22 protein-coding genes are annotated in these 25,719 nt (G+C 66.8%); 7 read left to right on the forward strand and 15 right to left on the reverse strand.

Annotation, left to right across the window (positions count from 1 at the left end; genetic code table 11):
- Positions 1 to 19: 19 nt before the first annotated feature.
- The 8 genes from OG716_RS24980 to OG716_RS25015 all read right to left on the reverse strand — a co-directional run bounded on the left by OG716_RS24980 (position 20) and on the right by OG716_RS25015 (position 9,023).
- On the reverse strand, positions 20 to 1,531 hold the full coding sequence (locus tag OG716_RS24980; protein WP_405133179.1) for a hypothetical protein: 1,512 nt from the start codon (positions 1,529 to 1,531) through the stop codon (positions 20 to 22).
- Between the two features lie 3 nt (positions 1,532 to 1,534).
- Positions 1,535 to 2,350, reverse strand: a complete 816-nt coding sequence (locus OG716_RS24985; protein ID WP_405133180.1) for an esterase/lipase family protein — start codon at positions 2,348 to 2,350, stop codon at positions 1,535 to 1,537.
- Between the two features lie 120 nt (positions 2,351 to 2,470).
- Positions 2,471 to 3,874, reverse strand: a complete 1,404-nt coding sequence (locus tag OG716_RS24990) for a hypothetical protein (protein ID WP_405133181.1) — start codon at positions 3,872 to 3,874, stop codon at positions 2,471 to 2,473.
- A gap of 15 nt (positions 3,875 to 3,889) precedes the next feature.
- The gene (locus OG716_RS24995) at positions 3,890 to 4,723 is read right to left on the reverse strand and encodes an ABC transporter permease (protein WP_405133182.1); all 834 of its coding nucleotides are present in this window, start codon (positions 4,721 to 4,723) and stop codon (positions 3,890 to 3,892) included.
- Positions 4,720 to 5,679 (reverse strand): ATP-binding cassette domain-containing protein, encoded by a 960-nt coding sequence (locus OG716_RS25000; protein ID WP_405133183.1) that lies wholly within the window; start codon positions 5,677 to 5,679, stop codon positions 4,720 to 4,722. Before OG716_RS25000 ends, OG716_RS24995 begins: the two co-directional genes overlap by 4 nt.
- Positions 5,676 to 7,034: a glycosyltransferase gene (locus tag OG716_RS25005; protein WP_405133184.1), complete on the reverse strand. Its 1,359-nt coding sequence runs from the start codon at positions 7,032 to 7,034 to the stop codon at positions 5,676 to 5,678. The genes OG716_RS25000 and OG716_RS25005 overlap by 4 nt, the downstream gene beginning before the upstream one ends.
- A 3-nt stretch (positions 7,035 to 7,037) precedes the next feature.
- On the reverse strand, positions 7,038 to 8,522 hold the full coding sequence (locus OG716_RS25010) for a condensation domain-containing protein (protein WP_405133185.1): 1,485 nt from the start codon (positions 8,520 to 8,522) through the stop codon (positions 7,038 to 7,040).
- 96 nt (positions 8,523 to 8,618) lie between these two features.
- Positions 8,619 to 9,023 carry a hypothetical protein gene (locus OG716_RS25015; RefSeq protein ID WP_355122755.1) on the reverse strand — a complete coding sequence of 135 codons (405 nt, stop codon included), beginning with the start codon at positions 9,021 to 9,023 and terminating at the stop codon, positions 8,619 to 8,621.
- A 494-nt stretch (positions 9,024 to 9,517) separates the two neighbouring features.
- Here OG716_RS25015 and OG716_RS25020 point away from each other — a divergent pair, with 494 nt between their 5' ends.
- From OG716_RS25020 to OG716_RS25040, 5 genes are all read left to right on the forward strand, one after another.
- Positions 9,518 to 10,534: an alpha/beta hydrolase gene (locus tag OG716_RS25020; RefSeq protein WP_405133186.1), complete on the forward strand. Its 1,017-nt coding sequence runs from the start codon at positions 9,518 to 9,520 to the stop codon at positions 10,532 to 10,534.
- 39 nt (positions 10,535 to 10,573) lie between these two features.
- Positions 10,574 to 11,971: a serine hydrolase domain-containing protein gene (locus tag OG716_RS25025; RefSeq protein WP_405133187.1), complete on the forward strand. Its 1,398-nt coding sequence runs from the start codon at positions 10,574 to 10,576 to the stop codon at positions 11,969 to 11,971.
- 63 nt (positions 11,972 to 12,034) lie between these two features.
- Positions 12,035 to 12,433: a nuclear transport factor 2 family protein gene (locus tag OG716_RS25030; RefSeq protein ID WP_405133188.1), complete on the forward strand. Its 399-nt coding sequence runs from the start codon at positions 12,035 to 12,037 to the stop codon at positions 12,431 to 12,433.
- 796 nt (positions 12,434 to 13,229) lie between these two features.
- Entirely contained in the window at positions 13,230 to 13,811 is a 582-nt protein-coding gene (locus OG716_RS25035; RefSeq protein WP_405133189.1) for a DUF6879 family protein, read from the forward strand.
- Complete coding sequence (locus tag OG716_RS25040; protein ID WP_405139887.1) at positions 13,811 to 14,647, forward strand: helix-turn-helix domain-containing protein; 837 nt, start codon at positions 13,811 to 13,813, stop codon at positions 14,645 to 14,647. The genes OG716_RS25035 and OG716_RS25040 overlap by 1 nt, the downstream gene beginning before the upstream one ends.
- 77 nt (positions 14,648 to 14,724) lie before the next feature.
- Here the strand turns inward: OG716_RS25040 and OG716_RS25045 are convergent, their stop codons facing one another.
- The 7 genes from OG716_RS25045 to OG716_RS25075 all read right to left on the reverse strand — a co-directional run bounded on the left by OG716_RS25045 (position 14,725) and on the right by OG716_RS25075 (position 23,074).
- Complete coding sequence (locus tag OG716_RS25045; RefSeq protein ID WP_405139889.1) at positions 14,725 to 16,527, reverse strand: AMP-dependent synthetase/ligase; 1,803 nt, start codon at positions 16,525 to 16,527, stop codon at positions 14,725 to 14,727.
- 189 nt (positions 16,528 to 16,716) lie between these two features.
- Complete coding sequence (locus tag OG716_RS25050) at positions 16,717 to 17,229, reverse strand: MarR family transcriptional regulator (protein WP_327144118.1); 513 nt, start codon at positions 17,227 to 17,229, stop codon at positions 16,717 to 16,719.
- The gene (locus tag OG716_RS25055) at positions 17,229 to 18,233 is read right to left on the reverse strand and encodes a pyridoxal phosphate-dependent aminotransferase (protein ID WP_405133190.1); all 1,005 of its coding nucleotides are present in this window, start codon (positions 18,231 to 18,233) and stop codon (positions 17,229 to 17,231) included. The genes OG716_RS25050 and OG716_RS25055 overlap by 1 nt, the downstream gene beginning before the upstream one ends.
- Positions 18,234 to 18,242: 9 nt before the next feature.
- Positions 18,243 to 19,259, reverse strand: a complete 1,017-nt coding sequence (locus OG716_RS25060; RefSeq protein ID WP_405133191.1) for a 3-oxoacyl-ACP synthase III family protein — start codon at positions 19,257 to 19,259, stop codon at positions 18,243 to 18,245.
- A gap of 2 nt (positions 19,260 to 19,261) precedes the next feature.
- On the reverse strand, positions 19,262 to 19,921 hold the full coding sequence (locus OG716_RS25065) for an SRPBCC family protein (RefSeq protein WP_405133192.1): 660 nt from the start codon (positions 19,919 to 19,921) through the stop codon (positions 19,262 to 19,264).
- Complete coding sequence (locus OG716_RS25070) at positions 19,918 to 21,576, reverse strand: thiamine pyrophosphate-binding protein (RefSeq protein WP_405133193.1); 1,659 nt, start codon at positions 21,574 to 21,576, stop codon at positions 19,918 to 19,920. Before OG716_RS25070 ends, OG716_RS25065 begins: the two co-directional genes overlap by 4 nt.
- A gap of 403 nt (positions 21,577 to 21,979) precedes the next feature.
- A complete protein-coding gene (locus OG716_RS25075) occupies positions 21,980 to 23,074 on the reverse strand; it encodes an Lrp/AsnC family transcriptional regulator (protein ID WP_405133194.1) in 1,095 nt (364 codons plus the stop codon).
- Positions 23,075 to 23,138: 64 nt separating this feature from the next.
- Here OG716_RS25075 and OG716_RS25080 point away from each other — a divergent pair, with 64 nt between their 5' ends.
- Positions 23,139 to 24,377, forward strand: a complete 1,239-nt coding sequence (locus tag OG716_RS25080; protein ID WP_405133195.1) for an MFS transporter — start codon at positions 23,139 to 23,141, stop codon at positions 24,375 to 24,377.
- Positions 24,374 to 25,615, forward strand: a complete 1,242-nt coding sequence (locus OG716_RS25085; RefSeq protein WP_405133196.1) for an amidohydrolase — start codon at positions 24,374 to 24,376, stop codon at positions 25,613 to 25,615. The genes OG716_RS25080 and OG716_RS25085 overlap by 4 nt, the downstream gene beginning before the upstream one ends.
- Positions 25,616 to 25,719: the final 104 nt, after the last annotated feature.

Below are 25,719 nucleotides of genomic sequence, written 5' to 3' on the forward strand. Positions count from 1 at the left end.
CGCACGCCCGAAGGCCGATTCACCTCGTACGGAGCACCGCCAGCGAGTACGGGGGCAGCTCGATGTCGGCGGAAGCCGTTGCCCGGGACTCGGATACGGTGTCGCCCGGGACGAAGGCGGGGGCCGCGGTCGGGGCCGCCGAATAGACGAAGACGTCTTGCGCACCGATCAAGCTGGGCGGCAGCGTGATTCGCAGAGACCGATCCGAGGCATTGATCAGAATGCCGGTGGTTCGTCCTGCCGTGGACAGTTCGACACCCGTGAATGCCTTCGCCGCACCGGCGTACACCGGCATGAGCAGGGCGGCCGGCGCCTCGATGCCGGGATCGAGATGCAGTGCGCGGACCTGGGTGCCGTCCGCCATGCAGTGGTAGATCGGCGTCAGCGCGAAGTTCAGCGCGGTGCGGCCGTACCGCTCGGAGCCGTTCGAGCCATCCGAAATCAGCGCGTGCAGAGCCTGATTGGTGGTTCCGCCGCCGCCGGTGTCAGCGGCCGGTGCGCCATTGAGCGCGCAGTGCAGGACGGCCATGCGGGTTCGGGGATCCGCGAGCGCACGCAGCGTGAACGAGGCCACGCTCAGACCCACCGCCCAGGTCTGCTGCACCTTCGGCAGGCGGTCCAGCGGCGGTGAGGCTTCGCGGCCCATCTGGTTGTACTCGGTGTACCAGATCTCCATTCCGGGCGGCACCTGCGGCAGCGCCCGCTCCGTGAGTTGTGTCCACGCCACCACGCCACCGGCGGCCGTGGAGCCGATATCGGCCGCGACCGGATCGACGATCCAGTACGGATGGAACACCACGGCGTCCGCGCCGCGAATCGTCTTATACAGCAGCTGATTCCACGACTTCAACCGCGTACTGGCAAGAGCGATCGGGGAGGAGTCGTCGACCACCGCCACCGCGATCCGCGCCTGCGGGAACTCCCCGCGAACGGCCACGATCCAGTCGTTCATGATCCGGGCGTAGTCCGCACCGGTCGGGAAGGCCGCGACATACTCCGGCAGCGGAACCCAGAGCTCATTGCCGAGTTCGACATAGCGCACCGGCAGGCCGAGGCGCTGCGCCTCCCGCAGCATGGCGAGCTGGTCGTCGATGGTGGAGTTCAGCACGTTCAGGTCGAAAATCGGTGTGGCGCCGGTGCGCCGGAGGATCTCCGCCCAATCGGTGAGCAGCAGCGGCGGGCGGCCGTCATTGCTCGCAAAATCGTGGCCCGCCTGCTGCTGGAAAAGTCCGGTGCGCCAGTCGATCCACTGCGAGGTGGTGCCACCCTGCACACGCACCAGGCCCGGCCCGACCGCGGCGAGCGCGTCCAGGAAGGCGGGATCGTGCCACTGCCGGGCATTCTCGGCTGAAATGATGCGAGCGCCGTTGACGCCGAAGAAGTCTCGATCGACCGTGCGCGCAGCGGTATCGGAGGTCAACCGGTATGGCGTCGCTGCCGATCCGGCGGGCGCGTTGCGAGCCACGGTGTACAGCGCGGCCCCGCCCAGCGCGCCCAGGGTGAAGGCCCGACGGCTGATGTTCTCGCGCATGGGCTACTTCCGATCCGCGTTCGGGGTGCAGCGCAGAGCGGGATGCCGCACCGGATCGAGGGCATTGAGCACCAGATCGACGGATCGGGGATCGGTGGACTCGGCGATATGCCCCGCGTGATCATCGGGGCAGCCGTCCTGGAGCACGATATTGGTGACACCGGGCGCATCGATGAAGGCCGAGGTGTAGGGCGTCACCAGCTCGTCGTCCCGGCTGGCGATCATGGTGTAGCGCACGCCGGGCGCAACCATCGGACCGCTGGTGAGCCTGGTCAGATACGCGGAACCGGCGAGCATATCGGTCAGCGCCGAGGTGTTCGGCGGTATGACGGGGGCGACCAGCGGCGCGATATCGACCCCGGCCACGGTCTTGCCGACACCGTATTGCGGGCCGCTGACGGCGACCACCGCGCGGACCGGATTCACCGGGCGGGCAGCGAATTCCAGGCTGGTCGCCCGGGCGATCAAGGCGCCCTGCGATTTACCGACGACATCGACGGAACTCGCGCCGTTCAGCTCGGTGATGCGATCCACCGCCGCGGCGAAGTAATCGGCCGACACCGAAATCGGTTGCTGGGAGTCGTATTCGAGGCCGTAGACGCAGCGGCCGTCATCGAGCAGCGCCTGCCGCACGGGGCCGAGACTCTTCTCCACCGAGGCATTGGTGCCGTGGATCAGCAGCACCGGCGCATCGACGTGGGCCGCGCAGGCGGTGAGAGTGTCCAGCGGTGTGGCGGGCTGCGGCGCCGCGGCGGCCGTACCCGCCTGGGTGAAGCCGGCGATCGCCAGTACGGCGCTGATGCCCGCGATGGTGCGCACGAGATGTTCCTCCTGGGCAGGGATGTGTGTAGGCACATATTCGACTGAGGTTCCCGGCGATGCTACCCGAAGAGACTTAACAGTCGATATGTACCTACACACATATATTCAGGATTGCGGCTACGACCAGAACGTCGGGTGCAGCCCCCAAGCCCTGAATTCCGCCGCCACGCACTCGCGCAGGGACTCCCTGGTCGGGAAGCGGTCCGGGTCCGCACCGGTGATGGCCAGCGTGACGGTGTCGCCGTCGCTGGACCAGGACAGGTTGAGACCGACCTCCACGCGGCGGAACAGCTCGGTGTCATTGGTGCAGACCACCGGTCGCATGAGCACCGAGCGGGCGCGCACATCACCGAGGGTGGCCACCGCGCGACCGGTTTCGCCGAGGTTGGTGCACAGGCATTCGGGGGCCTTGGCGGTGCGGGAGAAGCGGTCGAGCACAAATCGCGGCAGCATCATCTGCACCGGCTGCAGGTGTTGCAGCGCGGGCGTGGTCGCCGGATCGGCGTAGGCGCGGGCGGCCCGTTTCACGGCCACACGCACCTCGGCGAGATCGGTGAGCTCACCGGCGCGGTAGAGCACGGCGATGGGCAGACCGGTGGTGGCATTGCCGCGCGGGTCGCCGGGCACGCGCATGGAGTGCGGGATGTCGACGCGGATGGTCGAGCCGTCGGTAATGCGGCCGGAGCGGCCGAGCATTCCGACGGCGACGCCGATCATCAGGCCGTTCGCGGTGCCGTCGTGCATGACCGCGACCGAATGCCATTCGGGCAGGCCGACTTCGACAACCAGATCGGCGGCGGAGTGCCGACCCGGCAGCGGGAGCGCCGGTTCGGCGGGGCGCGGATTGCGCGCGGGTTCCTTTACCGCGCGGGTGGCCACCGCCGCGCGCACTCCCTGTGCCGCAGCCCGCAATTGGCCGAGCGCGTCGCCGATATGCCTGCGGTACAGGCCCGGAGGCGTACCGCCCACCAGCCCGCCCGAGCTCGTCTCGGTATCGAGCGGAGCGCCGATATCGAGGCGGTGCATGGCATCGCCGACCGCGTACAGCACCGCACCGCCGTCCGCGCCGACATGGGAGGTGACCAGGGACAGCAGCATCCCGCCGGTACTGGTCGGCGCGGCCGAGAGCCGCCAGACCCGGCCGGTGCGCGGATCGAAATCCACCTGGCTCTGCGCGAAAAACCAATCCAGCACACCGTTTTCGGCGACCGGCTCGGTCTGTCGCGCCAGTGGGATGGATTCGGCGGCGGGCACCCACCAGGGGCGGGCGAACGGCACCGCCGTCGTCCGGACCCGGCGGGCCAGGAAGCCGTGTGCCAGATGCGCGTGGAACCGTTGCAGCACAGCGGGATGCACGGGTTGGTCGAATCGCCAGGCCAGCTGGTTGACCAGTGCGTTCCCATACAGGTCGTGCAGTTTCAGGAACAGGTCGTCGTCGGCGGTGAGGCGGTTCATGCGAACCGGAGCAGCCGCATCGGGCGCGGCGGTGCGCGGGCGGGCGGGGGCGGTGGGAGCGACCATGATGGTTCCTCCGTTTCAGCGATTACGCAGGGTACGAACGGTCAAGGGGGCGAAGACGATCGCGACGAGCAGTGCGGCCAGCGCCGACCAGACGAGGTCGGATCCGGCATGGCCGGTATCGGCGAGAGTGCGCACGGCCGCCACCAGATGCGAGACGGGGTTGTAATCGGAGACGTGCCGCAGCCAGACGGGCATGGCCTGCACCGGCACCAGGGCATTGGAGGCGAAGCTGAGGAAGGTCAGCACCAGCATGGACATGCCCTGGACCGCGGCCGGGCGGGCCACGGTCACGCCGATGAAGGCGAAAATCCAGCTCATGGCCGTGGTCGCGAGCACCACCAGCAGCGCGCCCGCGATCAGGCCGCCGGGGTGGTCCGGCCGGTAGCCCATGCCGAATCCGACGATCAGCACCATCAGCGCGGCGATCACGTATCTTGTCGCGCCCGCGACCAGAGCGCCGGTGACCGGGGCTGATCGCGCGATCGGCATGGAGACGAAGCGGTCGAAGACGCCGGAGCGAATGTCCTCCGACAGCTGCACGCCGGTGGCCACCGAGGACGTCAGTACGATCTGCACCAGCACGCCCGGAATCAGCGTGGGCAGGTACGCGTGCATACTGCCGGCGATGGCGGTGCCGAAGACACTGCCGAACAATAGCGGGCCGATGATCGGCAACAGCACTGCGTCATAGAGCAATTGCGGGCTGTGCCGGAAGGTCAGCATGCCGCGCTTGGCCATGGTCAGCGATTGCCGCAGAGCCGCACCGATTCCGATGTGCACCACGGTGGGGACCCGCTCGATGCGCGGCGCGGGAACGGCGGGCGCCGGAGCCTCGGTGAGGACGGTCATGAGAGTGCCCTCCTGTCTGTCGAATGCTGGGTGAGGGCGAGGAAGACCGAATTCAGATCCGGGCGGTCCACGGCGAAGCCGCGCAGGCGGATACCGCTGGTGCGGCAGGCGGTGAGCACATCGGCGGCACTGTCGATGTCGCGCAGCGGAACCGTGAGCGTGGCGGGTGTATCCCCGTGCAGCGGAGTGACTCCGGTAATGCGTTCGACGGCCGCATCGGCCAGCGGGCGCTGCGCCGCCTCGACGAGGTCGATGCGCAGCATCTCCTCCCCGAGCGACGACTTGAGTTCGCTCGCAGTGCCTTCCGCGACCACGGTGCCGTGATCGATGACGGCGATGCGGTCGGCGAGCGCGTCGGCCTCCTCCAGGTACTGGGTGGTCAGCAGGATGGTCGCGCCGCGATCCACCAGTGCGCGCACCACCGTCCACATGCGTTCGCGGGTGTGCGGATCGAGTCCGGTGGTCGGCTCGTCCAGGAAGATCAAGGGCGGCAGCGTGATCAGCGTGGCCGCCAGATCCAGCCGGCGGCGCATACCGCCGGAGAAGGTGGCCACGCGCCGCCGGGCGGCAGCGGTCAGTTCGAATTCCTCGAGCAGTTCGTCCGCGCGGCGGGCGGCGGCCCGGCGGGTCAATCCGAGCAATTGCCCGAACAGCCGCAGGTTTTCCAGCGCCGTGAGGTTCTCGTCCACCGCGGCGTACTGGCCGGTGAGCCCGATCATGGAGCGCACGGCCGTCGCCTCCCGCACCACATCGTGCCCGAACACCTGCGCACTGCCGCTGTCCGGCCGCAGCAGCGTGGCGAGCATGCGCACCACGGTCGTCTTGCCCGCGCCATTGGGGCCGAGCAGTGCGAATACCGAGCCGGCGGCGACCCGCAGGTCCACCGCGTCCACGGCGGTGAGCAAGCCGAAAGTCTTGCCCAGCGCCTGGGTTTCGATGGCATTCTCGACGCTCATCGATCACCTCCGATTTCGAGAGTGGTCACCGGAATCGACGGCAGCGGTGCCGGACGATCCGGTGGCGCAAGGGATTCGACAACGGTCGCGGCCCGGGCCACGCCGTCGTCACGAAACCGCATACCGTAGGCCGAAGCCCGCAGCACGACGGTCGGGTCGGTGGCTCGAATCAGCAGCTGCTCCAGCCGATCCGCGGTCAAGTGCGCGAAGGGCAGGGTGGCGCCGAGGCCCAGCGACTCGAGTTGCCGGCCCCAGAACGGCTGATCGGCCTGGACCGAGCAGATCACCGAGGGCACACCGGCGCGCAGTGCCGCCGCCGTGGTTCCGGCGCCTCCGTGATGAATCGCCACCGCGCACAGCGGCAGCACCGCCCGGTGGTCGAGCTGGGCGACGACCGCCACATCGGGGCTGATGTCCGCGCGGAACATGCTGCCCGCCAGCAGCAGTCGCCTGCCCTGGCGGCGGCATACCTCCCGGACCATCCGCTCCACCTCGAGCGGATCGGTCATGGGCATCGAGCCGAATCCGGCGTACACCGGCGGTTCGCCCGTCAGCAGCCACTCCGCCAGGTCGCGGCCCACTCTTGCGCGGCCGGCACCATCCGCTCCGCTCGATCCACCGGCCGGAGCAAAGCTGGGATCGGACTCCTCGCCGCCGATGCCCGGAACCACGGGGAAACCGGTTACCGGGGCGTCGCCGAGCGCAGGGGCGAGTTCAGGAAAGAGCTCGATGTCGTACGCCTGAATAGCGGTGCTCACCACTGGTTTCGGACCGGCAGCGGCGCTCTGGCCGACCACGAGCTCAGCGGCTCGGCGCAGGGCCGCGATCTCCGGGGCGAGGGCCCAGGCGCGGGTTCTGGTCAGCGCCTGCCAGCCCAGGAGGTTGAGCGCGCCGGGGACCCGGCGGCCCCATGCGGCAGGCACCACCGGGACGGCACGATTGGGCAGGATCGGGAAGAAGTGCATCGCCGCCGAGGGCAGGCTCCGTTGCCTCGCGACCTCGGCGGCGACTTCCTCACAGGCCATGCCGGTGACGAGCAGGTCTGTCTCACTGGAGATTTCCAGCAGATCCCGTGCGGCCTCGGCGAATCCGCGCCGTTGCAGATCCAGTAGGGCACGTACCCGCTCGAGCGGGTTCCACGCGGTGAAACGGTGATCTGTGTGCTGCGCGCGCAGCAGCTCCGCGCTGTCGAGACCGAACGGCACGGCCGAAACCCCGTGCGCCGCGGCGAACTCGACCAGATTCGGCGATACCGCCACCGTCACCCGGTGCCCTCGGCTCGCCAACTCCCGGCCGAGCAGTACGCCCGGTTGTGCGTCACCCCGGCTGCCGGCGAATGCGAGTAGCACCCTCATGGTTCAGCCCTGCGCCGGAGCCGAAACGAGTTGCGGCACCGGAGCATTGCCCACCACCGGCGTACGGCCGTTCACGACATGAGAGGAGGGCGCCCTGCTGACATCCGGTACAGCAGGGATCGCGAACTCTCTGATGGCGCGGGTGAATTCACCGAGGAAACGATCCATCTCCGCGGTGGGGAAGGCCGCGGGGAAGCGGGTGGACAGGCGCAGTCCGTCGGCGGCGCGAACCACCCAGAAGAAGACCTCGTCACCTGAGTAGGACTCGGCCCGTAGGGTGTGGCCGCGCAGGGATTCGACGAGTTCGTAATCGGGCAGGACGCGGATATCCAGGAACGAGATGCCGAACCGCGGATGATCGGTGCAGTTCAGCAGTTCCAGAGCGCGAGTCCAGGTGGCGTCGTTGGCGACCTTGGTCCGGCGCAGTTCGGTGCGGGTCGTCTCCAGGGCACTGTCGAGATCCAGATCCGGCGCGAGTGTGAGGTCGAGGGGGACGACATTCACGAACCAGCCCATGGATTCGAGCCATTGCAGATCCGGCCGGGTGGCGATCGGCATGATCGCCCGCATGGAGATGTAGCCGAAGGTGCGGCGGTAGGCGATGGCCAGTGCGGTGAAGACGGCGACCGACAGCCGGTGTCCGCGCGCCGCGACCGCCATCTCGATGTGTTCGAGTTCATCGAGCGACAGCAGTTTTCGCGAGATGCTGGTCTGCGGCAGCGCAGAGTCCGTGGTGCATCCGGGTGCGATGGCGGGTTCGAACCGGGGCAGCATGCCGCCCGACCCGTCCAGGAACCGCTGCCACAGCCGGACGGACTCGCACTGGGTGGTGAGCGCGGCGGCGGTAGTGCGTTCCAGAGCCGCGAAATCCGCGGCACTGCCGAAGGTGACCGATTCCCGCGCCGGTTCGCCGCGCGTCACCGACCGATAGAGCGTGCGCAGCTCCAGAATGACGATGGCCTGCGAATACGCGTCCATGACCGAATGGTCGGCGGCGACCAGCACGGTGAAGTCGGCGGTTTCGGCGTGCTCGACGGTGGCGAGCAGGCAGTGCGGCCAAACCAGCGGGGAGAGTCGCGATTCCAGTGCATCGCAGAGGTATTCGCTGATCACCTCGGGAGCGGTGATGCCGGGCACCGGCAGATCGGCGATGGTGACGGCCGCCACGGCGCAGACCAGCCGCTGCGGTTCGGGATCGGCGCGGGTCTCGAGCGTGGTGCGCAAGCCCTCGTGGCGGGCGTGCCACAGTCGCACGGTCTCCCGCCACTGTTCGGCGTGGAACGGTGCGTCCATTTCGAAGATGGTGCCGATCCAGCGGCCACGGCCGGGCCGGGTGTCGCCGGCATCGGTCTCCTGGCAGTGCCGGACATGCACGCTGGTGAGCGGCCTTTCATCCGGCGTCCAGGTATGGCCGGGGGCGAGCTCGGGGTGCCAAAGGGTCAATGCGCCGGGGCGCAAAGCAAATTCGGACAGGTGTGTGTATTCCATATCGACGTCCCTCATCGAATTTCATGCCAAGCGGCCGGGGCGTAGAGATTTCGTAAATATCGCCCTTTAAATCACGCTGCGGCGAATGGGAAGCAATTAGTGACCGGAGGAGCCCGCGCCGGCCGCGGCACTTCCGGAACCGAGTGCCTGTGCGAGCGTTCCGCCCGCCTGTGCGGATCCGCTCGCGGCACCACTGCCGGTACCGAGCAGACCGAGGACCGAACCGGGCCCGGGAAAGAGTCCCGCGAATGATCCGGCCGCACCGCTGCCGGTGCCCAGGGCTCCGAGCACGCCGGATGCGGTGGAACTGCCGGTACCTGCGGCGGCACTGCCCGTGCCGAGCTGCGGCAGGACCGATTGTGCGGCGCTCGAGCTGCCCGCGTCGGCGGGAGGCGAGACATCGCCTCCCGCCGGCGCGGCGGTAGCCAGGGCAGGCGCGATGAATGTCAGTGCGGCGCCGGTGAATACGGCAGCGGCACGAATGACGAAGGGTGCTTTCATTTGGCCTGAAATCCTTTCGAACCTTCACCAGTTGGAGCTGTGCGCCGAAGAATGGCGACTTGGCTGGCAAACAGAGTGGAAAGTGCGGCGGCGACACTGCCGAGAATGGCGCCTCTGAAACGGGCGCGAACCAAGAACATCACCGAAATTCGATCACCGCAACACACAGACGCGCTAACATTTGGTTAACGAACTGTTCTCGAGCCTTTCACTGTGCTCCACGCCACTGAACTGCGAAATTGGTCCGTCATTCACTTTCGCCGTTTCCAGCGTGCGGAATTCGATGAACGGAAGCACAATCCCGCCGCGACCCCGCAAAGCCGGCCGCGATCCGGCACACGCCGTCCCACGATTGACCACTGCCGCCATTTTCCGAGCGGTGTGCCGGTTCACAGCCGGTGGTCATTGTGTCGGGTGCCACTCTCCGTTAATCTTCTCTGAGACCAGCTGGTTTCACAACAGTCGGCTGGAGCAGGGACGGAAGGACCTCGACGATGAGGGTTTTGGCACCGCGGCGCGCCGTGGCGACAGTGCTGGCCGCGGCGACCGTATGCGCCGGCTCATGGGGAGCGACGGCAGCGGCCGATGACGCCGCGCCTCCGCCCGCGGCAACAGCGCAGAGCCTGTACGGCGGTACGGGGACGCATCCGGTGGCGACAACGGTGCGGACGAATCCGTGCCAGGACTCCCTGGTCGGCATGTTTCAGCACATTGCCGTGCACCTGTTCGGCAATACCGACGATATGACCTGTACGCAGGCGTTTCCGAACGGACTCGAATCGCCCGCCGGCGTGAACACCTACTATCCGGCCGACATCGCCGATCTGGGCAGTGCGCCGCTCATCGTGTTCACGGGCGGGATCGACGCCAATCCGGGGATGTACGACCGGCTGGTGCGGCAGTGGGTGAGCAACGGCTTCGTGGTGACGGTGCCCTACGAGTGGTTCAACTCGCTGGCCTATGTGCCCGCCGCCGGATTGGCCGTGGCCATCGGGGCCGACCGTGATCCGAATTCTCCGCTGTTTCGCCGAATCGACTTGTCGCGCACGATCTTTGCCGGTCACTCCGCGGGAGGAGGTGCGGCGCAGCAGATTGCCACGCTGCTACCGCCGGTGGCCTCGGCCATCGATCCGGCGCTGCGGGTGGCGGGCGTGCTGGCCATCGAGCCCGGGCCGGTGGCGGTCGGTGCGCTGTTCGATGCGCCGACGCTGTACCTCACCGGATACAACGATTTCGTGGTGCCGGACTTCGCCTGGGTGCGGTGGTGGCAGTACAACGTGACATTCAACGCGCCGGCGTGGATTGCCAATGCCCGTGGCGTCAGCCATTTCTCGCCGGTCGACGGGATCGAGAACTATCGATCCGCCGGGACCGCCGTGGCTTGGCTGCGGTATATCGCCTTCGGCGACGAGACCGCGAAGCACTTCTTCGTCGGCCCGGATTGGGCACTGCGCAGTGACACAACATATTTCAGTGTCGAACGCAATGCACTCGCCAATGCCCTCCACTGAATCACCCTCTCGAATAACGTCTTTCGATAAGGACCCGCTATGAGCAATCGCCGACGCTGGATGGGCGGTGTCGGCGCAGCCCTCACCATTGCCGCATGCACGCTCGTCTCCCCCATCGCCGCGGCCGATCCGGCCGCGAACAGCTGCGCCGATCCCGCGGGTGCGGATGCCTTCGGGCGCAGTGATCCGGCGGCGGCGGGTATCGATCCCGCCGCGCTGTCCGATGCCATCGACTTCGGCTCCAGCAAGGGCGCCTACGCAATTCAGGTGTATCGGCACGGCTGCCTGGTGGGCGATCGCACCGGCACCGGCAATCTGCCGCTGCCGCTGGCGAGCGCCTCCAAGGGGGTCGCCTCGGTGGCCATCGGGCGGGCCATCACCATGGGGTACTTCAGCCTCGACGATCCGCTCGGAAAGTTCTTTCCGCAGGCCGATCCCGCGCACGCGGCACTGACTGTGCGCCAGGTCCTCAATCAGACAACGGGATTGCGGTTCAGCTGGGCTGCCGATATCGCCGGCATCGCCACCGATGAAGTGCTCCAAAACCTGGAAGCGCCTTTCGCTTTCGCACCCGGCACCACCTTTCAGTACAGCCAGGCGGTGCTGGTGCTGCTGCCCAAGATCGTGGAAATCACCACCGGCATGGACTTCCAGGACTTCGTGCAACGAGAACTGATGTCCCCCTTGGGCATCGATCGGGCCAATTGGATCTGGCTCCGCGATCGCAGCGGCAATACGGCGGTCAATGGCGGAATGGCTATGCGCGCGGACGATATCGCGCGGCTCGGCCAGCTCATGCTCGACAACGGCCGCTGGGGTGACCGGCAACTGATCGACCCCGACTACATTCGCCAGGCGCAGCAACCGACCGCGGCCAATGGCGGCTACGGATTCCTGTTCTGGCTCAATGCCGGTGACTCCTACAAGACCGCCACCGTGCCCACCGCCAAGGTCTTCGATCACGCCATGTTCCCCGGCGCCCCGCGCGACCTGTACTCCTTCGTGGGCGCACTGGGCCAGTTCGTCGCCATCATCCCCAGCCGCGACATGGTCATCGTCCGCCTGGGCGTCCCCGCGGGCATCGACCCGAACAATGTGCAGACCTCCCTCGCCGCCGAGTCCAATCCCGATAACAAGGAATTCCTCCGCCGCGTCACCGCATCCGTCTCCGACGTCCCCGCCGAGCCTTATGACGAGCCCTACCACTACAACGACAATTTCGGCCCGGTGATCGGCAGTCTCGACGACCTCGCCTTCTGGACCGACCCCGCCCAGGTGGCCCAAATCCTGCTCGGCACCGGCCCCTACGCCTCCGGCAACTGCAATATCCTCTGGTGCAACGGCAAACCAGTCCCCCAGGACATCTTCGCCGCCACCCTGGACACCGGCGCCCAGCTGGCCGCCGCCCTCCTGGCCCTGAACCACGGCCAGCGCTAGCCTCCACCGTCCGGGATTTTATTCGCGAGCATTCCCGAGCGGCCGCCCCTACTATCCGGCCCCATGCCCCTCTCAGAACAAGACCGCCGCGAAATCACCGATCTCATCTCCCTGCACGGCCACCTCATGGACGCCGGCGAACTGGACCGCATGACCGAACTCTTCACCCCCGACATCACCTACGACGTCTCCGATTTCGGCTACGGCTCCCTCCACGGCATCGAAGCCATCCGCGCCGCAGCCCTCACCGCCGGCGACGCCAACCCAGTGGCCCACCATGTCACCAACATCATCATCACCGAGTCCGACAACCAAATCCTGGTGCAGTCCAAGGGAATCGGCATCCAAGCCGACGGCACCGCCGGCAGCGTCGTCTACCACGACACGGTGACCCACCAGCCCGAAGGCTGGCGCATCACCTACCGCAAGGTGACCCCCCGAAAGGCTCCCCTCGGCCGCTGAGCCGCCACACTCCACCCACCTGAATCGGCGGAACCAGCCACCGCGCGTACGTCTCCTCCGGGAAAACCGTAATCACGTCGACCTGCTTGACAAGCGCCTCCGGCACCCGCCCGCCTTCGAAATGTCCAGCGCCAGGGACAATCACAGCCTCAGCCCCGAGCCGAGTGACCTGCGCTCTCAGCCTGGCGAGCGGCGGCCGGCCCGACTTCGAGTCGAAGAGAACCATTCCCGAGAAGTCGTAACCCAGACGAACCGCAAGCCTTCGGATCTGACACTCGTCCCAAAGTTGGCTCACTCCTGACACATCCATCCGAAGGTTGCCCAACGCTGTAGGCCGCATGCGCATCGCTCACCCCTGTCTCGAGCTGCCGAGTGCCTTGTCCTCGACGGTACGAATCGAGATTGCTCGCCGTCCACGAACTTGCAACTACTTGCGCGACTTGGCCTACCTGCTATCAAACCTGAACCATCCACGGGACAATGGATTCGGAGGTGCAAGTACACGCAAGTAGCCAGACAGGAGCTAGAGCAATGCGCTTACGATTCCTCGGTAAGGGTGGCTCGGACAAGACCGGATGTCCCACTCTGTACGCCACCGACGTGAACAGTTTTGTCGTACAGGGCTGGCAGACAGGTCAACCCGACACGATTGAAATCCCACATCTACTCCCTGGATTCGCAGAACCGCAGTCGTTCATCGGATCTGCCATGACAGACACGGGTAGGGGTACCTTCACCCTGACCGGACGACCGATCACCGATCACACAACCCTCGAACAGATGTCCCTCGAAGACAATGAGACGGCCGTCGAGGTGCCTCGTGCCGAAAGGACGTACTACGGTGGAATTTCGGCACAATGATTGCTGGGGCGAACTCTTCCAGCTGTCCCGCGAATCGGCCTTCCACATGGAGTTGCGGGACGCCTATGCCGTTCCGAGCGAGTCGGAACCGCTGCGACGTTTCCTGCAGGGCGACCCGCCCGGCGACTACGACAAGAGTGACTGGACGAACCTGATCGAGGAGATCACCGGCCGCGGCGTGAAGGTGAGCCGGGTCCGGGTGATCACGGTCCCGCACAGCGATTATCAGCGATGGCTGTTGTCGGTGACGGGCGAGAACGTAGCCGCAGGTGAGGACATTCGATATCTGCCGAGACAGCTGGTCGATCCGAAGGATCTCCCCGCCGACGACTGGTGGCTATTCGATGACGAACGAGTCGCCTTCAACCTGGTCGACTCTGCCGGCAGACCGGCGGGCGCGGCAGTCACTACCGATCCCGCGGTGGCCGCCTATTGCCGGAGCATAAAGGAACAGCTCTTGCCAATGGCAATACCGTTTGCCGAGTACATCGAGCAATCGCCGGTGAACAGCCGCTAGTGACCAACTCTGTACAGGAGGCACGCGAAGCCCTCGGGCAACGACTTCGGGAAATCCGACGCGATGCCGGAATCACCGCCCGAGAGCTGGCCTTACGCGAAGGTTGGCACGAATCGAAAGTGTCGCGGATCGAACACGGCAAGGCCGCGCCATCGACCCTCGATATGCGCGCGTACTGCGCGCATTGCGACGCCAACGACCAATTGCCCGATCTGCTCGCAACCCTCCACAACATCGATGCCGCGTATACGGAGTGGCGGCGCCTGCTCAGCAGTGGCGTCAAGCGCGGACAGCAGCAGGTAATGAAGCTCGAATCCGCCGCGACCTTGATCCGCAACTACGAGCCGCAGATCATTCCCGGCCTACTGCAGACCGCGGAATATGCCGAGGCGAAGCTACGACGGGTCATCGAGTTCTACCATCTGCCAGACGATTTGGATGCCGGCGTGTCCAAGCGGATGGAGCGGCAGCAGGTCCTCTACCGCCGCGGTCGCCGCTTCCACTTCATCATCAGTGAGAAATCGCTGTACACGACGGTTGGCAATGACGGAGTGATGCGGGGGCAGCTGGACCGGCTGCTGGCCATAATCGGAATGCCTCGCGTGACGCTAGGGATCATCCCTCTCACCGCCGAAGCGATCGTGGTCGTCGAAAGCTTCATGATGTTCGACAACCGCATGGTGAAGATCGAGGGGCACACTGCCGAGTTGACGGTGACGCAGCCTCGAGAGATCGTGCTCTACGGCCGGGCATTCGACACCTTGGCAGGCCAGTCCGTCACCGACGAGGCGGCACGGGAATTGATCCGGAAGGCAATGGCCTTGCGGCTCAACTGATGGAAGATACTGCTGGCGGGGAGCTTTCCTTTGATGTTTGCCATCCCCGTCCGGACTTCCGGGCGGGGATGCTGCTGTCAGGAGTAGATGGCCGCTACCTCGGGGGCGTATTTCTCCAGGACGACGGCGCGTTTGAGGGAAAGTTTGGGGGTCAGTTCGCCGGATTCCTGGGTCCAGTCTGCGGCGAGGATGCGGATCTTTTTGATGGACTCGGCTTTTGAGACTTTGGTGTTGGAATCAGCTACTGCGGCTTCGACTTCCGCTACCAGGGTTGGGTTGGCGGTGAGGGCTTCGATGGTGACGTCGGCGGGGATGTTGTTGCGGTCGCGCCAGCCGGGGAGGGCGTCGCGGTCGAGGGTGATGAGGACGCCGATGAAGGGCTTGTTGTCGCCGACGATCATGCACTGGCCGATGAGGGGGTGGGCGCGGAGGGTGTCTTCCATGGGGGCTGGGGAGACGTTCTTGCCTGCGGCGGTGACGATGATTTCCTTTTTGCGGCCGGTGATGGAGAGGTAGCCGTCGGCGTCGAGAGCGCCGAGATCGCCGGTGTGGAACCAGCCTTCGGTAATGGATTCGGCGGTGGCGGCGTCATTGTGCCAGTAGCCGTCGAAGACCACGGAACCCTTCAGCAGGACTTCGCCGTCGTCGGCAATGCTCACCGCATTGCCTTCGATCGGGCGGCCGACGGTGCCGACTCGCATGTGCGACACCGTATTCACGGTGATGGCCGCACTGGTCTCGGTGAGGCCGTAGCCCTCGTACACGGGGACGCCGATGCCACGGAAGAAGTGGCCGAGGCGCGCGCCGAGCGGACCGCCGCCGGAGACCGCGCCGGTGCAGCGACCGCCGAGGGCGGCCCGAAGTTTCGAGTAGACGAGCTTGTCGAAGAGGGCGTGCTTCAGGCGCAGCACCGGGCTCGCGCCGCCGCACTCCTGCGCCTCGCTCCAGGCGATGGCGGTATCCGCGGCCAGGTCGAAGATGCGCCCCTTACCGCCGTCATGCGCCTGCTGTTTGGCGCCGTTGTAGACCTTCTCGAAGACGCGGGGCACGGCCAGGATGAAATCCGGCTTGTACGAAGCGAATTGGGTCGTCAGGGTCGACCAGTCGGACGTGTGCGCGACGGTCACCTTGGCAGCGAGGGAGCCCACCGCGATGGCCCGCGCGAAGACGTGCGCGAGCGGCAGGAACATGAGCGTCGTCTTGCCCTCGGCGAGCAGGTGCTGCAGCGCGATCTTGCCGGAGATCGACTCGGCCAGCAGGTTCGCGTGCGTGAGCACCACGCCCTTGGGACGTCCGGTGGTGCCCGAGGTGTAGATGAGCGTCGCCGCGGAGGCGGAACCCACCCGGGCCCGGCGCTCGGCGAGCACGCTGTCGTCAACGGCGGCACCACGTTCGACGAGTTCGTCCACCGCACCCGCATCGATGCGCAGCGTTTCGAGCAGCTCGGGCGTCGCGATATCGGCGACGGTGACCGCATGCCGCTCGTTCTCCACGATCAGCAGCTTCGTACCCGAATCCTCGACGATCCAGCGCGCCTGATCGGTCGACGAGGAGTCGTAGATGGCGACCGTGCACGCCCCGGCGGTCCAGATGGCGTAGTCGATGAGCGTCCACTCGTACCGGGTCGAGGCCATGATGGCAACCCGATCCCCGGCCTGCACACCGGAGGCGATGAGCCCCTTGGCCACCGCACGCACCTCGGCGGCGAACTGCGCGGCCGTCACCTCGCTCCACCCGTCGGCGGCGGGCCGCTGGAAGGCCACGAAATCCGGCGAATGCGCGGCGAGGCCGTCGACGACATCGGTCAGCGCCGCACCCTCGGCGATGGCGTACGACGCCGGCGCCTCGAATTCACGCTGTGCAACCGAGGTTGATCCCATCTGTCCCACGACCCCTCTCCTCCGACCTGCCCGGACCGCATCGTCCGGCACGCGGGCACACTCTCGCACGGCCCCCGAACCAGGACCAATTCACAATGCTGGTGCGGTGCGCCGTGGATCACAATGTGCGCGCGAACACCGCGGACCTCACCAGAGTGTGCCCCGGACCAAAGGACGGGCCGGGCAGGCTCAGCGGGCGCGGGCCGCGGTGACCATGGCGTCGAGCCGCAGTCCCAGGGCGTTGACCTGGTCCCGGAGCGCCTCGATATCTTCGAGGGGGATGCCGACGGAGTCCAGCACCGCGTGAATCATGCGCTGTGCGGGACCCTGCAATTGCTGACTGGCGGGGGTGGCGTGCAGCACCACCGCCCGCCCGTCCGCGACACTGCGTACGCTCTCGACCAGTCCACCGGCCTGCAACCGCTGTACCAGCGGCGAGAGGGTGCCGTAGTCGAGGTGGATCTGCTCGCCCAGCTCCTTCATGGTGATGCCCGGACGTTCCCACAGCGTCAGCAGCACCAGGTACTGCGGATAGGTGAGTTTCATATCGTCCAGGAAGGGACGGTAGGCAGCGGTCATGGACCGCGACGTGGAGTACAGCGCAAAGCACAGCTGCGCACTCAGCGACAACAGTGCGTAGTCGATCTCCTCGTCCGCTCCGACCCGATGCCCGGCGGGTTCAGAAGACGGATTTTCTGACATTACTGCACTGTACTGCGCACGGTATGGAGAACCGCGTCGGTGGCCACCCGGTCGCCTACGGTGATGCGCAAACCGGTCGGATAGTGCTTGACGTGGATGTTCGCCCCCGCCAAGGCGGTTCCGACCCGATCGATATCCGGGCCGGGCAGGGTCAGATAGGAGAAGTTGGCATAGCTGTCGGGTACGCACAGGCCGAGATCGCGCAGCCCGGCGGTGAGCCGGCGCCGGTGCTCGCCGATGACCGTCACCCGTTCCGCGATCTCCGGTTCCGCCGCATAGCAGGCCCGCACCGCCACCTCGGCGAGTGCGTTCATGCCGAAGGGCAGCTGCCAGCGGGACACCCGCTCGATCAGCGCCGGAGCGCCGACGGCGTAGCCGACCCGCAGTGCCGCGAGCCCGTACGCCTTCGAAAAGGTACGCAGGACAAGCAGATTCGGATTCTCGTCGAGCAGCGTCAGCACGTCGATGCGCTCACCCGGTGCGACAAAATCCACATACGCCTCGTCCAGCACGACGGTGACCGCGGCCGGAATTCGAAGCAGGAACTTCTCGAATTCCGGTGGCGTGATGAGTGTTCCGGTCGGATTGTGCGGACTGCACAGCACTACCAGCCGGGTCTGCTCGTCCACCGCCTCGGCGATGGCGTCCAGATCCTGCCGCCCGTCCAGCATGAGCGGTACCGTCACCGGCCGGCCACCGGCCATAGACGTCAGGATCGGATATCCGTCGAAGGTCGGCACGGCCATGACAACACTCGAACCGCCGGAACCGAACTCCTGCACGATATGCATGATCACGCCGGTCGCCCCCGCGCCCACCACTATGCGGTCGGGTGCGACGCCGAGCCGTTCGGCAATGAGCCGGGGCAGTCGCTGCGGCAGGAATTCCGGATACCGGTTCGCGGAGGAGAGTGCGGCCGATAGGGCCTCGCGTACGGAAGGTGGTGGGCCATAGGGGTTTTCATTGAGCTGTAACTGATGCCCGATCCAGGCGAGGGGAGCCATCGTCGTCTCTCAGCGTCCGCCCCAGCGCACCGCGGCAGCCGCCGCGAAATCGCCCGCATGCGCGAATCCGGCCAGCATCACCAGCGATCCGGCGGAGACGCGCCCCTCATCGACCGCACGGTCGAAGGTGACGGGAATGCCCGCGCCGAAAAGGTTTCCGCACTCGTCGAAGGTATCGGGATGCCGTTCCTGCGGCAGCTGCAGCGCATCACGCCAGTTGCGCAGGAAGGCGCGGTTGGGCTGATTGGTGATCAACAGATCCAGCTCACTGGAGGGGACACCGATTCGCTTGCACACGGCCTGCGCCACCTCGGGCACGATCTTGTTACCCCGGCCCAGCACCTTCGCGATCTTGGATTCGGTGAATCCCACATGCATCTGCCCCGGCCCGGCCTCCCAGTACTTGCGGGGCGGATCGGCGAGCACGGTCATCTGCCCCGCGAACTGCGGCAGATGCCGGGTCTCGATATCGAGAATCGGCGAATCACCGTTCTTCACCAGCAGTCCCGCACCCGCGCCGTCACCGGGGATGGCGGCCTGCGGCTTACCGCGCACCTGCTCCTGGGTGAAGATCTGACCGGCCGCATTCTGCACATTGACGATGAGCGCCGCCTTGGCATCGGTGCTCACCATGATCTGCCGGGCCAGCTTCATGGCGTGCACGAAGGCCGCGCAGCCGCCATTGTGCAGATCGATCAGCCATTCGGGATTGATGCCCAGGCGCGCGGCCACCTCACCGCCGTTGCCGACGATGGCCGTCTCCGGCAGCTGGGTGTGCACGATCAGAATGTCGATGTCGCGCAAGATGTCTCGCCCCTGACGGGCCAGCAGCGGCGCCACCGCGCGCTCGGCCATATCGGCGGGCGACTCACCCGGCGCGACATGGTGCCGGAACTTCGGCGCCTTGAACATGATGTTCGCGGTGATATCCTCCGCGTCCGCGTACTGCGCGAAATAGTCTGCGGGAACGACAGTTTCGGGTAGATACCCGGCTACATCGATGAGGCTGACGGTTTCGGTGCTCATACTCAGTTCATCCATTCGGGCTTGATCGGCTGGCCGTTGGCATGGCGGTGCTCGCAGATGGCCTTGAGGTTGCGCAGTTCCAGCAGGTGACCGGCGGCGAAGAGGTGCCAGAAATCGCCGACCCACACCGGGCGATCGGCCGGCGCGGTCTCCGGATACGCGTTCTCGTCGTAGAAGGGGTGGTGGCAATTCGTCCACAGCACCACCGAACCCGGCTTGTTGAACAACTTCTGCGCGTCCACCACTCGCATCAGGTAGATCATCCACAGGTGTTCGCCCTGGTCCCAGGCGCAGTGGTAGTCGACGGTGCGGGTCTCACGGCTGGATTCGGTGCGAGTGTAGATGCGGGTGTTCGAGCCGATGCGGTCATCGGAAACCCACAGATCCGGCTGATCGGTGCGCTCGAAACCCCGCATGCTGTAGGTCCATTCGCACAGACTGCGGGTATCGGAGAGGTAGTCGAAGACCTCGTCCGGCGGGGCGTCGATGTACTCGTTGACCGTGCAGTAGTCGCCGAAGATCTCATCGTGCGGATACACCGCGCGGGTCATATCCAGCACCATCGGCATGCCCTCCTTGAGGGTCATGGTCTCGATGCGGTAGACGCCCGGGATCTCGAGGTGCGGCACTTCGACGGGTTCGGCCTTGACGGTATCGGTCATGCGGAGGACTCCTTCAGGAAGGGTGCGAACGGCGGTAGTTCGTCTGGGTCGCAGAGGATTTCGATGAATACGGGTCCCACTTCGTCGTGGGCCTTGTCCAGGGCGGTCTCGAATTCGTCGAGCGTGGTGGCGATCCAGGCGGGCAGCTGGGGGTACATGGCGGCCACACCCGCGCCGATATCCGCGGGCCGGAAGCGATTGAAGCTGTAATCGCCCGAGTAGTAGACCTGTTCGCGCGTGACGCACATGGCGTGCGCATTGTTGTTGAAAATGACGAACGTGACCGGGGCCTGATATTCGACGGCGGTGTGCACCTCGTTGCCGTGCATGAAATACGCACCGTCACCGGCGATGACGAAGGTCCGGCGGCCACGGCCGAGAGCGCTGCCGATACCCGCGCCGAAGGCGTAGCCCATACCGCCCATGCCGAGCGCGATGAGGAATCGGCCGCCCTCGGGCACGGGCAGATGGTGTACGACCGCCGCACCGGTATTGCCCGCGTCGGCAACCACATCGGTGCCGGAATCCAGGTGCGCGGCGAGCGCGGTCACCGCCGCGCGGTAGCGCACGCCCGGCCCGATCGCCGGTGGCGGTTTCAACTCCGGGAGCTCACCCGTATTCACCTGCGCCGCAGCGGATCCCCGGTGTGAGGTGTGCACCGCAAGCTCCAGCAGGCGATGCCGCAGCGATCCCCGGACCCGGACATGGGCGGGCACGAAGGGTTCGTCGGCACCCAGATGCAGCACCCGCGGGCAGGCGGCCAGCGCCGCATCCAAGCCGGCGCGCGCGGTGATCGGCAGCGCCGCACCGGCCAGCACGCACAGTCCCGCACCCGCGACCAGGGCCGGCGCGTGCGGATGCCCCATGACGCCGGTGACACCGGCGAAGCGCGGATGCCGATTCGGGAAGGCGTCCTTGGCATCCGGAGTGACCAGCACCGAGGCATCCAGGGCCTCCGCCAGCGCGGCGAGCTCGGCCCGGGCATTCGCGCGGGCGATCTCCGGCCCGGCGATGATGACCGCGGGCCCCCGCCCGCCCGCCGGCAGCACCGCGTCGGCGTCGAGCGGTGCGTCCACCGGCGCGGGCTCCGATACCCCCGCCCGGTGCATCCGGCCCGGTACCGGCGCTGCCTGAATATCCTTGGGTAGCAGCAGAACCGCCGGCCCACCGGCGAATGCCGCCTCGATCGCCCGATCCAGCTCGGCGTGAATATCCTGCGGCCGAGTCACTTTCACGCAACTGCGACTGACCGCGCCGAAGATCCGCTCGGCATCGAGCCGCCCCGCGCCGCCGCTGGTGTCCTGGAAGGCGCCCCTGCCCTCCAATCCGGTCGGCGCCTGGCCGACCAGGGCCAGCACCGGCACCCGCGAGTCGTAGGATTCGGCAAGTGCCGCAAGCAAATTCATGGCACCCCCACCGGAGGTGGCGGCCACGACGCCGAGCCGGTTGGTGGCGCGGGCATAACCGTCGGCCATGGTGGCGGCCCCGAACTCATGTTTGGCGACGATCCCCGTCATGAGCTCCGGGCGGCGCTGCACCGCATCGTAGATGTCCTCGATATTGGCTCCGCCCACTCCGAAGAGGTGCTCGGTGTATTCGCCCAGCCTCGCCACGATGACGTCGGCAACGGTCTCGACTGCTCCACGTTCGGACACAATTCCCCGTTTCGAATTACATTGCCCCCGATACATCGTCCACAATGTATCCACGATCAGTCATACCTCGCAATGTGTTGCAGGTCACAGATTGCCTGAAAAGCGCTGGTACACAACCACTTCAGGCGTGCGAAAGCCCCCATTGAGCGAAGCCCGGCAGGGCCCTGATTCGGAGGTGCTGCCCACCCGAATCGGCCTCGCTGCCGCAACCGGTTCGCGATCACTCATGAGGTTCAACGATGTGGGCGGCGGCCGGGTTCAATCCGCGGGTCGATTTATCCGACGGAAGAAGCCTAGAGCGCGCGGCACGGCGCATCTGTGTGCAGAAATCCAGCAGGCCCGCGCGGCGGCTGGGCACTTGCACATCGGCGAGCGACCCACAGACGTTCGTTCGCGTGTGCCCCTATGTTGCCCGGCCCGCCACCGGAGACGGCCAGACTGCGAAGGGCACATGTCCGACGGCGCGGCCCGCCGGGCTCAGCAGCCTGCCCATACGTTTGAGGGCGCGCAGCGTGATCTGCCGCTCGGTAATGTGCAGATTCGGAAAGCTTTGCGCCAGACGGTTTTCCAGGAGGATGCATTCGTGCTGCGTGCGCAGCCAGGCAATGATGTGCACATTGCCGGCATCGGTGGTGGCCGCACACAGCCGGATCTCGGGCCATTGGGCGAGCTCGGCGCCGAGCGTAGGCAGTTCGCCGGCGGGCAACCGGGCCCAGAAGTTGGTGTTCACGGACCATCCGGCGAACTGCTGGGCGAAGTCGCAGCGAATCAGCAGGCGGCCCGACTTGGTCATCTCCACGAGGCGGCGGCGCACCGTCGTCTCACTGAGACCGGTGTCCTGTGCGAGATCGGCGGCGCTGCGGCGACCGTCGGCCGACAGTGCCAGCACCAGATCCCGGTCCCCCGCGCGAGTGCGCGGGGGCAGGAACGGCGAACCGCGCCGCGGCTGTGGTCCGTCGGTGAGCAGGGTGCGCTGCACCGGATCGAGCGCCTGCGGCCGCCACTGCCCGCCCTCCACATAGATGTGCAGGCCCACCGAGGTGCACACTTCGGCCACGCCGCGCAGCTCACCCAGCCAGCGGACCGCGAAATCGTCAAGGGCGGCAAGGTCTTCGACGGCCACCGAGATCTGCAGCTGATAGCGGCCACTGGTGCGCTCCACCGAGAAGATATACGGACAGGCGCACACCTGCTCGGAGAGCGCGGCGAGCGCCTCGGGCCGGCAGCGCAGCCGGATATATCCGACAAGGGCGAACTCCATGCCGTACGCGGTCAACCAGGCCAGACCGGCGTCGGCGAGCCGCTGCCAGCGCCGGGCGACGGTGGTGGCGTCCAGTTCGAGCGAGGCGCCGATACGGGTCCAGGACGCGCGCGGATTGATCTGCAGCGCGTTCACCAGATCCAGATCGGTCTCACCGAAGCTCACGTCAGCGCCGGATTCCGGCGTGAGCCCATCTCGCATGGCGATATCCGGCGTTTCAGCCATATCCTCGGCCATGGAGGTCATTGTGGCATTCGCGCATAGAGGCCGCGTCAGGGCTCCGTCTCATGAAGGGGCAACGATGCCACGTACCACCCGGCTGACCGTCATGCTGCTGTTCGCGGCATGGGTCGTCGACTACATCGATCGGACCGTGATCAATTTCGCGTTGCCGTCGATCGGCCGCGACCTCGATCTCGATCACACTCGGCTGGGACTGCTGGTATCGGTGTTCTTCGTCGCGTACGCGGCGGTGCAGGTGCCGGGCGGACTGCTCGCGGACCGCTACGGTGCGCTGAAGGTCGGCACCATCGGACTTGTCGCGTGGTCCGTCTTCACCGGGTTGACCGCCATCGCATGGTCTTTCGCGGCACTGCTGTGCATGCGATTCCTGTTCGGGGTGGTGCAGGGCGTGTTCCCGGCCGCCGCGCTCAAGGCGCTGGCCGAACGCACCACACCGGAGCAGCGCACCACCGCGACCGGGTGGACCAATGCCTCCAATGCGGTCGGCATTCTGCTGGCGTCGGTGCTCGCGGGCATCATGCTGCCGACCGTCGGCTGGCGGGTGATGTTCGGGCTGATCTCGGTGCTCGGCGTCCTGGTCATCCTGGCCTGGCGGCGCTGGATGCCGCAGCCCTTGCCGCAGGACGATATTCCCGCGGACAAGGCGAGCGCCGCCGCGGGCCGGCGGGCGGTGCTGTTCTCGCCGGCGCTGCTGGGCTTCGCCGCCATCTTCTTCGGTTACGACGTGCTGGTGTGGGGCGTCACCGCCTGGACGCCGACCTTCCTGCAGGAGGAGCGCGGGCTGTCGATCACGATGGTCGCGGTGGCGGCGGTGCCGTCGACACTGGCCGCGGCGGCCGGGGTGGTGCTCGGGGCGCGACTGTCGGATCGGATGGGCGGCCGCCCGCGGCGGATTGTCATCCCCTCCATGGCGGCCACCGCGATCATGCTTTTCGTGCTGCCCCGGCTGGAGTCGTTCCCGCTGTTCGTGATGGTGGCGACGGTGATGAGCCTGGTGGCCGGGCTGGCCTATATGCCCGCCTTCTCGGTGCCGCTGCGGGCGCTGCCCAGCGCGTATATGGGCGTGGCGTCCGGGGTGATCATCTTCGGCGGTCAGGTCGCGGGCATCATCAGCCCCTCGCTGTTCGGCTTCATGACCGATCGCTACTCCTACACAACAGCTTTCGAAACCATGGCCATCGGGCCGCTGCTGGCGATCATTGCCGCGGCCCTGGTCCCGCAAACCGCCGACGCGTTCTGGGCCAAGATCGCGGCCCGCACGCCGGTGACCATCCCCCCGAAGGAGATTCACTCGTGACGACCACTCCCGAACTGCACGAGCCCGCGACCGGCGAGCACTGGCTGCAGGTGTACCGCCAGTTGCACGCGCACCCGGAACTGTCCGGCGAAGAGCACGGCACCGCCCGGCTGGTGGCCGAGGAATTGCGCGCGCTGCCCGGCTGGGAAGTGACCGAGAGGGTCGGCGGCACCGGCGTGGTCGGTGTGCTGCAGGGCGGTCCCGGACCGGTGATCTGGTTGCGCGCCGATATGGACGCACTGCCGGTGCAGGAGGACACCGGGCTGGCGTACGCGTCCACCGTGTCCGGTGTCATGCATGCCTGCGGGCACGATGTGCACGTCGCGGCGCTACTGGGTGCGTGTGCGGAGCTTGCGACGGGGCCGCGGCCGACCGGGACGGTGGTCGCGATCTTCCAGCCCGCCGAGGAGACCGGCGCCGGCGCCCAGCGCATGGTCGACGACGGTGTGGTGCAGCGTTTTCCGAAGCCGGCCATCGTGCTGGGTCAGCATGTCGCGCCGCTGCCCGCCGGACTGGTCATCAGCCGCAGCGGACCGCTGATGGCGGCCTCCGATTCGATTCGGGTGACCTTCACCGGTCGCGGCGGCCACGGCTCACAGCCACATCTGGCGGTGGATCCGCTGCTCATGGCGGCCTCACTGGTGGTGCGCATGCAGACGCTGACCGCCCGGCAGTCCGCCGTGCCCGCCTCCGCGGTGCTCACCGCGGGCGCGCTGCACGCGGGCACCCGGCCGAATATCATCTCCGAAACCGCCGAATTGCTTTTGACGCTGCGCACTTTCAGCGATACGGCACGGCAGCGCATACTCGACGATCTGCAGCGCCTGGCCGAGTCCGAGGCGACCGGGGCGGGCGCACCGAAGCCGCCGGAGTTCGTGCCCTACGACCACTTCCCGGTCACCGTCAACACCCCCGGCGATACCGAGCGGGTGATGGCCACCCTCGCCGCCGCGGGCGTCCCCTATATGCCGCTCGACAATCCCCTCACCGGCAGTGAGGATTTCGGCGTCTTCGGCACCGCCGCCGGGGTCCCCTCGGTCTTCTGGCACATCGGCGGCATCGACTGGGTCCGCTTCACCGAAGAAGACCAGCACATCATGCTCACCGAGCACACCATCCCGCCCCGCTTCCCCTCCAACCACTCCCCCCGGTTCGCCCCGGACCCGGAACAGACACTGCCGGCGGCGATCACGGCGATGGTGACAGCGGCCCGCGCGGAACTCTCCCGGTCCGAGTAAGCATTCAGTCCGACTGACGCGGAACGCACACCCGACCGACGCGGAACGTGCACCCGTCATCCCGGCGCGTTTTTGGCCGGGATCCACACCTGTTGGTACTCAAC

Source organism: Nocardia sp. NBC_01388, assembly GCF_045040085.1.
GTDB lineage: Bacteria > Actinomycetota > Actinomycetes > Mycobacteriales > Mycobacteriaceae > Nocardia.